The 12,802-nt window shown below is 73.1% G+C and carries 16 protein-coding genes; 8 read left to right on the forward strand and 8 right to left on the reverse strand.

Annotation, left to right across the window (positions count from 1 at the left end; translation table 11 throughout):
* Positions 1 to 36: 36 nt before the first annotated feature.
* Complete coding sequence (locus tag ACZ7D7_RS09330; protein ID WP_470823363.1) at positions 37 to 954, reverse strand: MurR/RpiR family transcriptional regulator; 918 nt, start codon at positions 952 to 954, stop codon at positions 37 to 39.
* A gap of 182 nt (positions 955 to 1,136) precedes the next feature.
* On the opposite strand from ACZ7D7_RS09330, the gene ACZ7D7_RS09335 reads away from it, so the two are divergent.
* A complete protein-coding gene (locus ACZ7D7_RS09335) occupies positions 1,137 to 1,325 on the forward strand; it encodes a hypothetical protein (protein ID WP_470823364.1) in 189 nt (62 codons plus the stop codon).
* A 56-nt stretch (positions 1,326 to 1,381) separates the two neighbouring features.
* The gene (locus ACZ7D7_RS09340) at positions 1,382 to 1,786 is read left to right on the forward strand and encodes a DUF3662 domain-containing protein (protein WP_470823365.1); all 405 of its coding nucleotides are present in this window, start codon (positions 1,382 to 1,384) and stop codon (positions 1,784 to 1,786) included.
* A gap of 10 nt (positions 1,787 to 1,796) precedes the next feature.
* Here the strand turns inward: ACZ7D7_RS09340 and ACZ7D7_RS09345 are convergent, their stop codons facing one another.
* Together ACZ7D7_RS09345 and ACZ7D7_RS09350 are read right to left on the reverse strand one after the other, a co-directional pair.
* On the reverse strand, positions 1,797 to 3,482 hold the full coding sequence (locus ACZ7D7_RS09345; protein WP_470823366.1) for an ArnT family glycosyltransferase: 1,686 nt from the start codon (positions 3,480 to 3,482) through the stop codon (positions 1,797 to 1,799).
* Between the two features lie 65 nt (positions 3,483 to 3,547).
* Positions 3,548 to 4,210: a nucleoside/nucleotide kinase family protein gene (locus ACZ7D7_RS09350; protein WP_470823367.1), complete on the reverse strand. Its 663-nt coding sequence runs from the start codon at positions 4,208 to 4,210 to the stop codon at positions 3,548 to 3,550.
* Between the two features lie 214 nt (positions 4,211 to 4,424).
* On the opposite strand from ACZ7D7_RS09350, the gene ACZ7D7_RS09355 reads away from it, so the two are divergent.
* Entirely contained in the window at positions 4,425 to 5,906 is a 1,482-nt protein-coding gene (locus ACZ7D7_RS09355; protein WP_470823368.1) for a hypothetical protein, read from the forward strand.
* Between the two features lie 102 nt (positions 5,907 to 6,008).
* A complete protein-coding gene (locus ACZ7D7_RS09360; protein WP_470823369.1) occupies positions 6,009 to 6,494 on the forward strand; it encodes a DUF5709 domain-containing protein in 486 nt (161 codons plus the stop codon).
* 141 nt (positions 6,495 to 6,635) lie between these two features.
* On the opposite strand, the gene ACZ7D7_RS09365 is transcribed toward ACZ7D7_RS09360, so the two are convergent.
* Positions 6,636 to 6,842 carry a hypothetical protein gene (locus tag ACZ7D7_RS09365; RefSeq protein WP_470823370.1) on the reverse strand — a complete coding sequence of 69 codons (207 nt, stop codon included), beginning with the start codon at positions 6,840 to 6,842 and terminating at the stop codon, positions 6,636 to 6,638.
* A gap of 288 nt (positions 6,843 to 7,130) precedes the next feature.
* On the opposite strand from ACZ7D7_RS09365, the gene ACZ7D7_RS09370 reads away from it, so the two are divergent.
* Positions 7,131 to 7,367 carry a chaplin gene (locus ACZ7D7_RS09370; protein WP_470823371.1) on the forward strand — a complete coding sequence of 79 codons (237 nt, stop codon included), beginning with the start codon at positions 7,131 to 7,133 and terminating at the stop codon, positions 7,365 to 7,367.
* A 100-nt stretch (positions 7,368 to 7,467) separates the two neighbouring features.
* On the opposite strand, the gene ACZ7D7_RS09375 is transcribed toward ACZ7D7_RS09370, so the two are convergent.
* The gene (locus ACZ7D7_RS09375; RefSeq protein WP_470823372.1) at positions 7,468 to 8,667 is read right to left on the reverse strand and encodes a beta-1,3-glucanase family protein; all 1,200 of its coding nucleotides are present in this window, start codon (positions 8,665 to 8,667) and stop codon (positions 7,468 to 7,470) included.
* 480 nt (positions 8,668 to 9,147) lie between these two features.
* On the opposite strand from ACZ7D7_RS09375, the gene ACZ7D7_RS09380 reads away from it, so the two are divergent.
* The 3 genes from ACZ7D7_RS09380 (at position 9,148) to ACZ7D7_RS09390 (ending at position 11,243) form a co-directional block, all read left to right on the forward strand.
* Positions 9,148 to 10,047, forward strand: coding sequence for a GNAT family N-acetyltransferase (locus ACZ7D7_RS09380; protein ID WP_470823373.1), 900 nt, complete (start codon positions 9,148 to 9,150; stop codon positions 10,045 to 10,047).
* 127 nt (positions 10,048 to 10,174) lie between these two features.
* Positions 10,175 to 10,513, forward strand: a complete 339-nt coding sequence (locus tag ACZ7D7_RS09385; protein WP_470823374.1) for a hypothetical protein — start codon at positions 10,175 to 10,177, stop codon at positions 10,511 to 10,513.
* Positions 10,514 to 10,661: 148 nt separating this feature from the next.
* Entirely contained in the window at positions 10,662 to 11,243 is a 582-nt protein-coding gene (locus ACZ7D7_RS09390) for a phosphotransferase (RefSeq protein WP_470823375.1), read from the forward strand.
* Positions 11,244 to 11,321: 78 nt separating this feature from the next.
* On the opposite strand, the gene ACZ7D7_RS09395 is transcribed toward ACZ7D7_RS09390, so the two are convergent.
* The 3 genes from ACZ7D7_RS09395 to ACZ7D7_RS09405 form a co-directional block, all read right to left on the reverse strand.
* Entirely contained in the window at positions 11,322 to 11,459 is a 138-nt protein-coding gene (locus tag ACZ7D7_RS09395) for a hypothetical protein (protein ID WP_470823376.1), read from the reverse strand.
* 6 nt (positions 11,460 to 11,465) lie between these two features.
* A complete protein-coding gene (locus ACZ7D7_RS09400) occupies positions 11,466 to 11,849 on the reverse strand; it encodes a DUF1330 domain-containing protein (protein WP_470823377.1) in 384 nt (127 codons plus the stop codon).
* Between the two features lie 283 nt (positions 11,850 to 12,132).
* The gene (locus ACZ7D7_RS09405) at positions 12,133 to 12,522 is read right to left on the reverse strand and encodes a signal peptidase I (RefSeq protein WP_470823378.1); all 390 of its coding nucleotides are present in this window, start codon (positions 12,520 to 12,522) and stop codon (positions 12,133 to 12,135) included.
* Between the last annotated feature and the right edge of the window lie 280 nt (positions 12,523 to 12,802).

The raw sequence follows: 12,802 nt of genomic DNA on the forward strand, positions 1-12,802 counted from the left end.
CGGCCCGCGCCCGCCCGGCCCTTGGCGCGAAGCGGCTCAGTCCTTGAGGAAGAACTGGTGCTCGTCGGCGACCTGCTCGTACTCCTCGAGCCGGGCCTGCGTCCGCTCCGGATCGGCGTCGGTCATGGCCTGGAGCAGCGCCGCGCACATCACGCCCGGCGCCGCGTAGGAGTCGAAGACCAGCCGTGAGCCGGTCCCGGTGGCGAAGGTGACGTCGGCCTCGTCCACGACCGGGCCGAGCGCCAGGTCGGTGATCAGGGCGACCTTGAGCCCGGCCCGCCGCGCGACCCGGACCGCGCCCAGCGTCTCGTGGGCGTGCCGGGGCAGCGAGAACGCCAGCACCCAGGTGCCGCCCGCCTCCCGGGACTGCAGCAGCGCGTCGTAGGCGACCGTGCCGCCCTGCGTGACGAGCCGTACGTCGGGGTGGATGCGGCGGGCGGCGTAGGCGAAGTACTCGGCGAGCGACACGGAGATGCGCAGGCCCAGCACCGTCAGCGGCATGGAGGCGGACAGCTCGCGGCCGACGTCGATGACCCGGTCCGGGTCGGCGAAGTCGCGGCGCAGGTTCTCCAGGTTCTCGATCTCGGCGTCGACGGCCGCCTGCAGTTCGTTGGCGCGGTTCTCCTCGCCGGGCCCGCCCGCGAGCGTGCCGAGCGCGATCGCCTGGAGCCGCTCCCGCAGCGCGGGATAGCCGCTGAAGCCGACCGCCGACGCGAACCGCGTCACCGACGGCTGGCTCACGCCGACGCGCTCCGCGAGGTCCGTGATCGACAGGAACGCCGCCTCGGTGATGTGCTCGATGAGGTACTGCGCGATGCGCCGCTGGCCCGGGGAGAGCCGGGGCCGGTCGAACAGGCCGCGCAGCTGGGAGGTGGGGGAGGGCTCCGCCTCGGGCGCCGTCCGTCCCGAGGTGATCGCGGATGCCTGTGCGCGTGCCTGCTGCGGCGATGGCACCGGTGCGCCTCCTTCGTCTCCCACAGCGTTCAACATAGCTCACCGACCGTGTCGGCCAGGGGCGGTGGCCCGGGCGTCCGGCCCGGTCGGGGCGTCGGCGGGGAAGGCCGGGGATAGGCGCGGGCCGGGCGGGAACCCGGCGCCGGGAAGATCCGCGTACGACGCCGGAAGGAGCCACCGCCATGACGGTCCCCGAGGAGAACCGGGCGAAGACCGACACCACCGACGAGGTCCTGGACGACCGCCGCGACCGGCGCGGCCAGGGGCGCGACGAGGACGCGAACCGTCCGCCCGGCGCCACCGGCCGCACCCTGCGCGAGGCGCTGGAGGAGGCCCGGGTGCGGCCCGACGACTACGACGAGAACAAGTGACCGGCTCCCGTGCGACGGGAGCCGCGAGGCGGACGACAGCGGCAGGAGACCACCACATGAGCGCGCTCACCGCGCTGGAACAGGCGCTTGAGGACCGATGGGAGGCCCTGTGGGCCCGCCTCCTGGACAAGGAGCCCGTCGAACTCCTCGACGCGCTCCGGGAGGAGTGCGACAGCAACGCCCTGGTGTGCGGCGAGGGCCGGAAGATGGCCCCCAACGTGTACGCCGTCGAACTGCACCCCGGCGTGCACGACGAACTGGTGCGCCACGGCGGGCGGGTGGGCCAGGAACTCACCGACAGCCTGGCCCGGCACGGCGAACGCAAGGGCTACACCTGGCCGGGACCCCTCACCGTGCACGTCACGAGCTCCCCGCACGTGCCCAACGGCCGCTACCGCGTGACCAGCGCCGTCATGTCCCACGTCAGCGCGGACGGCCTACCGGACCCGGGCCGCGCGTGACGGGCGGACGTCAGCGGCGGTAGAGCGAGATCGAGTGCCCCACGTCGCCGACCCGGCGGCTGCCGGCGAGCAGCGCGGCCAGCCGGCCCGTCGCCTTGGCGGCCGCCGAGTCCGACACCACCAGCAGCCCCCGCACCTGACGGGCGGGCACCTCGCGGGGGTCGGCCGCGTCGATGCCGTAGTACGACGGCACTCCGCTGCCCTTGTAGACGAGCCAGACCCGCTCGCCCCGGTGCTGCTCGCGCAGCCGCTCGGCGAGGCGACCGAGGTCCTGGCCCCAGTCCACGTTGGAGTCGTGCAGCCGCAGCCGCGTCTTCGCCGGGCCGCCGAACGCCTCGTTGGAGTACGGCAGATAGAAGGGAAACGCGCGCAGCGAGCTCACCGCCACGCACAGCACCAGCGCACCCGTCACGACCGGCACCCAGCGCCTGCGCGCCGCCGTCACGAGGACCCCGCCCGCCGCCACGGCCAGGAACATCGGCACGAAGACCGCGTACCGGGTCCCGAAGTCCCTCGAACCCTGCATCGCCGCCACCAGCAGCACCGCCGGCGCGGCGAGCAGATACGGCGCCGCGGGCCGCAGCCGCCGCACCGCCACCGCCGCGACCGCGCCGGCGGCCCACAGCGCGAGCGCGCCCAGCGGCGTCTTCACCAGCAGCGCGGCCGGCAGGTAGTACCAGAGCGAGCCGGTGTAGAGCCGGCCGAACAGGAAGCCCTGCCACGGCAGCCTCTCCAGGCCGAACTGCACACGCATCCCGTCCCGGTACGGCTCCGGGAAGGGCAGCGCCTCCACCAGCAGCCCCCGCACCCCGGTCACGTGGGGCACCGCCTGCTGCGGCGCCCAGCGCAGCCGCGGATCGACCACCAGATACGCGGCCCACACGACGGCGACGGCCACCAGCGCGACGACACCCGCACCCGCGCAGGCCCGCGCCCACGCGCGCCGGCGGTCACCGGACGCCCGGTCACCGGACACCGTGCGCAGTGCCGCCCAGGCGGCCAGACCCAGCAGCACGGGCACCGCGGGCAGCGTGCTCATCTTCGTGGCCAGCGCCGCCCCCAGCGCCACCCCGGCGAGCGGCAGACACCACCGGGGCCGGTTCCGCGCCCGCCACAGCAGCCACACCGACGTCAGCACGAAACCCGCAGCGGGCACGTCCAGCGTCGCCAGCGAGCCGTGCGCGACGACGTCGGGGGAGAAGGCGTAGAGGGCGAGGGCCGTCAACCCCGCGCCCGCACCGGCGAGTTCCCGGGCGAAGGCGAACACCACGAGGCCGAACAGCAGCGTCAGCGCGATCACCGGGAGGCGCGCCCACAGCATCAGCCGCCACGGGTCGTTCCCGGACTCGTACAGCAGGCGCCGCCCCAGCGCGCCCTGATCGCCGGTGAACCCGGCGTCCAGGCGCGGATCGGCGAGCGCCACGCCCACGCCGACGACCAGCTTGCCCAGCGGCGGGTGCTCGGGATTGAAACGCAGGCTGTGCTCGCGCAGCTGGACCACGGCCGTCCCGACGTACACGGGCTCGTCGATCGTCGGCGTCTGCCGTACGGCCGTCCACACCATGGCGAACGCCATCTGTACGAGGAGCACGCCCACGACGACCGGCACGAGCCACCGCCGCCCCGCCGGCCGCGCCCCGGCCACGGCGGACGCCGCCGGGGCCGCCGTCACCGGCTGCGCTGTGCGCGCCATCATCCGCCGCCTTCCGTCGCACCGACGGATACGGCTCGCGACCGGCCGGGGTTCATCCCGGCATACTCTCAGGTACGGGCGTCCAGGCGCGGCAGCGCCGCCGCCGGCACCACCAGGTCGGCGCGGTCCCGGGTCGCGGCGACCAGATCGGCGTTGCGCTGGTCGGTGCCGAGCACCCAGGCCACCGCCTCGTCGGGGGACTTGCCGAACTCCTCGTGCCGGGCGATCAGCCGCCGGACGCGCTCCTCCTCGTCGAGCTCGCAGAACCACACCTCGTCCAGTTGCGCCCGCACCCGCGCCCAGGGGCCGTCGTCCAGCAGCAGGTAGTTGCCCTCCGTCACGACCAGCCGGGCCGTCGGCGGCACCGGCACGGCGCCCGCCAGGGGCTGCTCCAGGACACGCTCGAAGCCGGGTGCGTACACCACCTCGTCGTACGGGTCCTCGCGCAGCCGCCGCAGCAGGGCCGCGTACCCGGCCGCGTCGAAGGTGTCCGGGGCGCCCTTGCGGTCCCGGCGGCCGAGCCGGTCCAGCTCGGCGTCCGCCAGGTGGAAACCGTCCATGGGGACGTGCGCGGCCCACGCCTCGCCGTCCCCGTTCAGCGCCCGGACCAGGTGTTCGGCGAGCGTCGTCTTGCCCGCGCCGGGACCGCCCGCGAGACCGAGGACGGCGCGCCGCCCGGCACGGGGCAGGGCACGGGCCCGGCCGAGGAGATCGTCGAAAGTCAGCGGCACACGCAGAGTCTGTCACCCGGCACCCCGCCGCCGGAACGCCGCGAGCCGTGAGCCCGGGGCCGTCCTGGCCGTGGGGCACCTGGCCGAATCCCGCGCGACGCGCCCCGCACGGCGGAGTTAGTTTGGCGGTGATTTCCCCGCAATATGCCCTCAGTCGCCACGAAAGCGACTCGGGTGCGACAAATCCTTCGACGTTACGGCAGAGGGGTGGACGATGGCCGGCGGCACCGACGCGATCCTCGTGGGCACGCGACACCGCGCGCCGGCGACCGAGCCCGGCGTGCCCCGCCGCGAGCACGGCACCCGCCTGCTGATGGTGGTCGCCGGCCTGTTCACACTGGCCCAACTCGTTCTCGTACGGCCAGGCCTCGGCCTCGGCTGGGACGAGACCGTGTACGTCAGCCAGGTCGCCCCGCAGTCGCCGGCGGCGTTCTTCAGCGCACCGCGCTCCCGGGGCGTCACCCTGCTCGTGGCGCCCGTCGCGTCCTGGTCGACGTCCGTCCCACTGCTGCGCGTGTACCTCGCCGTGCTCTCCGGCATCGGCCTCTACCTCGCCCTGCGCGCCTGGCGCGGGCTGTTCCCCACTCGTGTCCTGGCCGTGGCGGGCGCCCTGTTCGTCACCCTGTGGGTGACGCTGTTCTACGGCCCGCAGGCCATGCCCAACCTCTGGGTCGCGTTCGGCGCCATGATCTGCGTCGGCTGCTTCCTGCGCGCCCGCGGCGATCGTTCCGACCGGGCCGCCCTGTGGGGCATGGCCGGGGGAGCGCTGCTCATCGCGCTGATGCGGCCCACGGACGCGGTGTGGGTGACGATCCCGCTGCTCGTGCTCGGCGTCGCCGGACGCCACTGGCGGATCACGCTCGCGCTCCTCACGGGACTCGCCGTCGGGGCCGCCGAGTGGGTGATCGAGGCGTACGTCGGCTTCGGCGGCCTCACCGAGCGCCTCAACGAGGCCTCCCGCGTCCAGGGCCACCTCGGCTGGTACTTCGCCGTCGACGACCAGGTGCGCGCCCTCGGCGGCCGGGCGCTGTGCCGTCCCTGCGTCGGAGCCGTGCCGCACCCGGCGGTGGCGCTCTGGTGGTTCGCCCTGCCGGTGCTGGCCGCGCTCGGACTGGCCGTCGCGATCCGCGCCGGCCGCGCCACGCGCACCCTGGTACCGCTGGCCTGCGCCGCCACCGCCGCCTTCCCGTACCTCTTCATGATCGGCTACGCGGCGCCCCGCTTCCTGCTGCCCGCCTACGCCCTGCTGTCCCTCGCGGTCGCGGACGCGCTGCGGCACCTCGTCACCGCGCCCCGCGGCCGGTGGCGCACGGCGGCCGTGGCCCTCGTCGCCGTCGGCCTCGCCGGGCACCTCGCCGTGCAGTACGCCGTCCTCTCGCACACCGTCAGCCGCAACACCGCCGACCGCGACTCCTGGACGCGCGCCGCCGCAGACCTGCGCCGGCTCGGCGTCCGCCCGCCCTGCCTGATCACCGGGCACGAGGCCATCCCGCTCGGCTTCTACGCCGGATGCGCGTCGGCCGCGACCACCGGCAACAACGCCAACGCCACCGTCGCGGAGATCCAGAACACCGCGCGCCGCGTCCCGGTCGTCCACCTCACCCTGCCCGGCGGCGTCCCGGCCGGCTACGCCCGCGACTGGCCCCAGCACCGGCTGGAGCGCCTGCGGGCGTACGTGGCACCCGGACACGGGTGACGGCGATCCCCCTGTCCGCCGAGGTTAGGGCCCGCGCATCGGGAAACGCGGACCGGGACACACGCACGACCGAAGTCGACGCAGCGCCCCAGGGAGGCACACATGGGCACGGAACCGATGGCGGACGACGCGTACCAGCCCACCGGGACCAACGAGGAGCAGGAGGACGCCGCGCCCCTCGACATGCAGGACGCCGTCGACGAACGGACCTACGACGACACGCTGGACGAGGGCTACTCCCCGCCGGAGAAGCCCCTCGGCGTGACCAAGCACGGCACCACCGCCGCCGAGCAGCACGACGGGGAGTCCCTGGACGAGCGGCTCGCGCAGGAGCGGCCCGAGGAGACGGACACCGCCGGGGACGGGGTGGGCGACCTCCCGGGCGGCGAGGGCGAACCCGTCGACCCCGAGGCGGGCGGGCGGCGCGCCGGCCGGCTGGTGGCCCCGGACGAGGGGGCGCACCCGGACACCACGAAGGAGACGGTCGCCGAGGACGTGGGCATCGACGGGGGCGCCGCGGGCGCCGAGGAGGCCGCGATGCACGTGGTGGAGGACGACACGGCCCTGCCGGACGACCGGGACACCTGACGCCGCGGTCCCGGGGGTGATGCCACGGTCCCGGGGCCGGTCACAGCGGGGAGCCCGACGGGCTCCCCGCTCTCGTGTGCCGAAGACGGCGACTGAGTCCTGAGCGCTGAGGGCTGAGGGCTGAGTGCTGGGGGTTCGAGGTCAGGGCAGCATCTTGTCGAGGGCCGCGGGGCCCTCGGCCGCCAGCTTGCGCTTGGCCCATTCCAGGTTGGCGGGGGTCAGGTCCCGGCCCGCGGCCAGCACCAGGTCCTCGGGCGACACCTCGGTGCCGGTGCGGGCGTGGAGCAGGCCGTCCGGGGTGGCGCGGTCCTCGGGCGGCCGGGACGCGTCGGGCTGTGACGTCGACATGATCGTTGCTCCTCGGGTCCGGATCGCTGTTGCGGCCCCGGTGCGGTCACCGGGTCCGATATCTCACCATTCAACGCCGGAGCGCACCCTGCATCCTCAGGCGCCGGGGCCGCGGGGGAGCGGACGGCTCCCCGTCCGTGCCGGGGTACCTTTCCGGGCCCTTCGGAAACGTCGCGATGACGGCCGGCCGGGGGCCGGTTGCCCCCGTTCGGACGCCCACCGATGTCGCGTCGGCGAGCGGCGGGTTTATGTGGAGTCACGTGTCCCAGCGAGTGACAGGAGTTATCCATGCGTAACCGTGTGATGGCCGCAGTCGGTCTGGCCAGTGCGGCGCTGTTGGCGTGCGCCGGTACCGCCGCCGCGGACGACGGGCCGGTCGTCGGTGTCGCCAAGCACAGCCCCGGCGTGCTCTCCGGCAACGTCGTCCAGATCCCCATCGACGTGCAGGCCAACGTGTGCGGCAACACGGTCAACGTGATCGGGCTGCTCAACCCGGCCATGGGCAATGTCTGCGTGAACGACTGACGTCACCACGACGCCTGACGTCACCACGCGCGAACGGCGCCCCGCGGGATCTCCGCGGGGCGCCGTCCTGCTGTCCGCCCGCTCGTGCCCCTGCCGCCGCCTAGAACGGCGTCAGCGTCAGGCGGAAGCCCGTCGGGGCCGTGTCCTGGATGTAGGAGGCGAAGTCGGCGACGTCGTCGAAGGCGAAGCCGTACGCCTTGCCGTCCTCCGTGGCCGCGTGCACCGCCTTGGAGTAGTGGTTCGTGAGGTCGGTGCCGTAGAAGTCCGCGGGGTCGGTCGTCGGCTGGGACGGGTGGCTGATCAGGGTGGTGCGGTTGAAGCCGGCGCCGAGCACGGCCGCCACCGGCCCGGTCGTGCCGTCGTTGGGCGCGGCCAGCTTCCCGTCGCAGAACAGCACGTCCCGCGTGGACGGCTTGTCGAAGCCGACCTGGGCGGGACCGTCGAAGGTGAACCGGTCGGCGCGCACCCGCCCGGTGAAGGTCCCGGCGTTGGTGGTGACCGTGAGGTCCTTGCCGGTGTACGTGCTCCACACCTCGTCGATGTAGGGCGCGAGGTAGTCCTTCGGGAACAGCCCGGCGTCCAGGCCGTGGCCGGGCGCGATGATGCGGGTGTCATCCACCACGAGTTTCGAGAACTCCTCGACCTGCTTCACGGCGGCGAACGCGGCGTCCCGGCCGCCCTCGCGGATGGTGCCGGTCGTCTGGTCCTTGGCTCCGGTGAGACGGATGGCGAGCGGCACGCTGAACATGTCGACCATGGTCGTGTTGCAGAACATGCCCGACGAGTTGTACGTGAACTCGGCGCAGTCGTGCAGCACGCCGTGGTTCGGGTCCGACGACACCCAGCCCGCCGGGTACTGCAGCGCGGCGTTGCCGTTGCCGTCCGCGACGGCCTTGAACTTCAGCTTCGCGCCGAGGGAGACGTAGATCCGGCCGGACATGTACGGCAGGGTCAACTGCGTCTCGCCGCTTCCGGACAGGCCGATGGCGTAGTCGGTGAAGCCGTCGGCACCGTTGTCGGACAGGGCGATGGGGGCGAGGGTGCCCTCGGGGGTGAGCCGGACCTGCTTCCCGTCCTGGTTGCCCACGACGTAGACGTGGACGTTGGCGTTGTCGAAGGCGCCGCTGTTGTTCACGATCGTCACCGGGAGGCCGGCGGCGGCCTTCGTACGGGACTTCGGGGTGGGGTCCGCGAGGGCGTGGGGGGCGACCGCGGCGACGACGGGGGCGGCCACGGCCGCGCCGCCGAGAGCGAACAGGACTTTGCGACGGCCGAGGGTGCGCTGGTGACGGGGTGTCATGTGGGGGGACTCCTGTGGGCCTGTGGGGGGATCGGTGGTGCTCTCGAACTGCTCCGGGCGGCGCACGAGCGGAGGAGAGCGCTCTGCGCAGGAGAGCGCTCTCAGGGGGCGTGTGACGCCGCCGCGGGGCCCCGATGCTACGCGCCGGTCCCGTGCGGGCCAACCGTGCCGAGGGCCGACAAGTCCCTTTCGTTGACGGTCACTTGGTGCATACAAGGCAAACCGGGGAGCCCTTAACCGGCCGTTAAGGCTCCTTTAAGCGATGCCTGAGAGCGCTCCATGCCGTGGGCCGGTACGCGGCGCCGGAAAAGCGGTGGACCACCCGCCCGGGGCCCCGTACGGTGGGCCACCACGCCCCGAAACGACGAAAGGAGGCGACCGCCGTGCAGTTCACCCGACACCAGCGCTCCCTCCCCGTCGACCCGGCGTGCCGCATCTGAACCCCGGGAGCGCTTCACGCAGCAGCATCCCGGAGGATCCATGACCGACACGGTCACCCGCGCGCTCGACGCGAGCGACGCACACCTTTTCGACGCCATGCCCGACCCGCTCGGTGCCGCCGAGGGACACCGGCTCACCCGGCACCGCCCCGACTGGAAGCGCATCGCCCTGCGCGACGGCACGGTGGTGGCCCGCGGCGCCTGGTGGGGCGGCCCCGACGACACCGAACCGCTCGTCCTCAACTGGTTCGACGTGGCGGAGGGTGAGGAGGAGGCGGGCGCCGAGCTCCTGCGGACCGCCCCCTGGCGGACGGAGATCGAACTCAACCTGCCCGACGGCTGGCGCGCCGACCCGGCCCTGCACGCCGCGGCCGGGGCACGCGTCGGCGCCGCCCGGGCCGCCGGCTACGAACTGCTCGTCGAGCGCCACATGTACCGCTGGACACCCGAGTGCGGGCTGCCGGAGCGGCCCGGCCGACTGGTGTTCGGCCCGGAGCCGGACGACGCCGTGTTCTTCGACGCCCTGCGCCGCATCCACTCCGTCACCCTGGACGCCCACGCCCTGCGCGACATCGCCGAGGGCGGGCTCGACCGGGCGGCCCAGGCGGAACTCGACTTCTTCCGCTGGTGCCCGTCACCGCGCGCATGGTGGCAGGTCGCCCGGACCCCCGTCGGTGAACCGGTCGGCATCCACATCCCGGCCCACAACCCGTCCGGCCCGTGCGTCGGCTTCATCGGTGTCCTGCCGGACCACCGCGGCCACGGCTACGCCTACGAACTGCTCGCCGAGTGCACGCACTTCCTGGCGGAACGGGGCGCCGACTTCATCGCCGCGGCCACCGACCAGGGCAACCTCCCGATGTCCGCGGCCTTCGCCAAGGCGGGCTACCCGGTGGTGCGGGAACGGCTCAACTTCGCGCCGAAGCGAGGCGCCCGGTAACCCACGACACGCGAGCGGCGGCCCGGATCGGGATTCCGGGCCGTCTGTCAGTGCCGGGTGCGATGCTGGCCCGAGGAGCGGACACGGGTGCGGGCGCCGGGGCCCGGCCGGGACGACGGAGGTGCGGATGGGATTCCAGGGCGAGGTCTGGCAGGTGCGCTGCGGCACGGAAAAGGTCGGGGAAATCCTCATCGACGAGGCCGACTTCCCGTGGCTCGCGGGCAGCTTCACCCCCGGCCCGGCCTACGACGCCGTACGGGACCTCTTCGCCCGCGAACTCGCCCTGACGGAACGGGACGACGACGATCACTGGACCGAGTGGGAAGCGGCCTACGCCGAGATCACCCGCCGTGTCACCCTGTCCTCACCGGACGGCCCGGTCGCCGAGTTCCTGCTGCACATCGACGGGGGGCGGGCTTGGTTCCGGTGGAGCGACGTGGCGTTCGACGCGGGGACCGATGACTGAGTCGCCCCTGCCCGGAGGTTTCGTCAATGCGGTCGTTCGTGTCGGGGACACGGTGCGCCGTCCGGCCTCGGCGCGCACGGAATTCGTGGGTGACGTGCTGAGGCTGCTCGAAGCCCGTGGCTGACGTGGTGCTCCGCGTTGTCTCGGTGTGGACGACGAGGGCCGTGAGGTTCTCAGCTACCTCCAGGGCCACGTGGCATGGGAGCCCTGTCAACCGGCTGCTGTCTCGTCCGACGAGAGTCTGGCGGCGGTGGCCCGGCTCGTGCGCGAGTTCCACGACCTGACCGCCGGCACCCCGCCGGCCGGTGACCAAGAGGTCGTGTGCCACAACGACCTGTCGCCCAAGAACACGGTCTATCGGCTGACCGGTGGCGCGCTTCGGCCGGCGGCATTCATCGACTGGGACCTCGCGACGCCGGGTGCGCGGATCCACGACGTCGCTCATGTCTGCTGGCAGTTCCTCGATCTCGGCCCTTCGGTCACCGACGTCGAGGAGGCCGCCCGGCGGACAAGGCTGATCGCCGACAGCTACGAGTTGGCGGACCGGCGACCTCTCGTGTCCGCGATCCTTTGGTGGCAGGACCGGTGCCGGCGGGGCATCGAGTCCCAGGCCGAGGCCGGCGACGCCGCCATGGCCCGGCTGCGTGACGCGGGGGCGGCGAGGCACGTTCGGGCGGCCTGGCAGTGGGTTTCCGATCACCGGGGTGCGCTGGAGCGCTCACTGCGGTGAGCGGGTGAGTAACGGTCGCGGCGGCTTCGCCGGTTCCTCCGGACCCCTGCGCGCCGTCGACCTCGGTGCCCTGGTGGTCTAGACGCCCATCACGTACGACTGTCTTGGTGATGTGCCGCGCAGCCACCCCTGCCGGCCCACTCGCAGCCGCAGCCGCAGCCGCAGCCGCAGCCGCAGCCGCAGCCGTGGTTCGGGTGCCGTGAGAACGCGCCGCAAGTCGTGCTACGACGCGGCAGGGCCGCGTCGGGTCCAGGGGGCGGTGGGCTGGAGCACGGCTTCGCTCAACGCGCGGGTCCGCAGCGGTGTGATCTTCTGATACTCCGGGTCGGCCACCATGCGGGTGAACGCGTCCCGGCTGGGATAGCGGACCAGCAGCACGGCGTCCCACCCCTGCCCCTCCTCCGCGACGAGGGGCGTGTCGCCGTCGCCTGCGTACAGCAGTTCGCCGCCGTACCGGTGCAGGAACTCGGCAGCGCGACGCGAATACTCTTCGTACGACGTACGTCCGCCCGGGGCGAACCGGAGCAGGTTGAGCATGACGACAGGCTCCGCGGAGTTCTGCTCGCGCAGTTCGGCGAGGGCCTTGCCGGAGGGATCGACGGCCATGGGCGTCTCCTTGTCGTCGCGTGTTCGTGGGATGCCGCCCTGTCGCATCGGCGCGTCCGGGACCCACCGGCCGGCTCGCGCGGGCGGCAGGAGCAGGCTACAAGAACCTGGACGGACTGCATACCGTCCAGTCGGTACCGCACTGTCCCCGTGGCCCAAGCGCTGGGGACGCGCTCGCTCGCGGGCTCCGGTACGTGCTGTTCGCCATGCTCCGCGACGGCACCTCCGCGCCAGGTTGCCGAGACGGCGGTCAGCGTGTCGGTGTGACCGCCGTTCACTCCTGTCAGGCGCGCGGTTGAGTCCTGTCCTTCTCGGCCACCGCGTAGCCGGGCACGGACGGCCATCGAACGGTCAGGACCACCGAGTCCTCCTCCGCGAACCACGAGTGATCGACTCCGCGGCCCCACGCGACGTAGTCGCCCTGCTCGTGCAGGAGGACGCTGCGGCCGGGCAGTTCGACGCGGAAGCGGCCGCTGATGAGGACCAGGAGGGCCGTGCGTTCCTCGCCCCGCACCCACTGTGACCGCGCATCGGCGCGGGGGTGGACGCCCCATTTGATCTCCACGGCCTCGCTGTGGCGTGGGTCGCCGACCTCCTTGAAGTGCCCGAGGAGCCAGCCTCGGTCCAGTGCCGCGTCCTGGCCCGCGTTGCCCACATACACGCTGTCCTTCACGCGGCCGAACGCTAACAGCCGCTGCTGGCAGTCGCAGTCGGAGTGGGCGTGGCAGGTGCCGGTGCTGCCTCGATCCGCCGAGCCGTCAACACCGGGTGATTCGCCAGGGTGTTGGCGCAACGCCCGTCGCGGTGAAGCGGCTTCGGCCTGCGGGGTGTGAGTGTTGCGCAGTCTCGTTGGGGGTGGCAACAGGGCTGCGCCGTTGCCGATTTGTCGGTTGACCGGCGCAACGGATTCATCTGCCGTCATTGTGTGGTTCGTCGCAGAGCGGGCCCAGCGG

This window comes from Streptomyces sp. NPDC037054, from assembly GCF_055606745.1.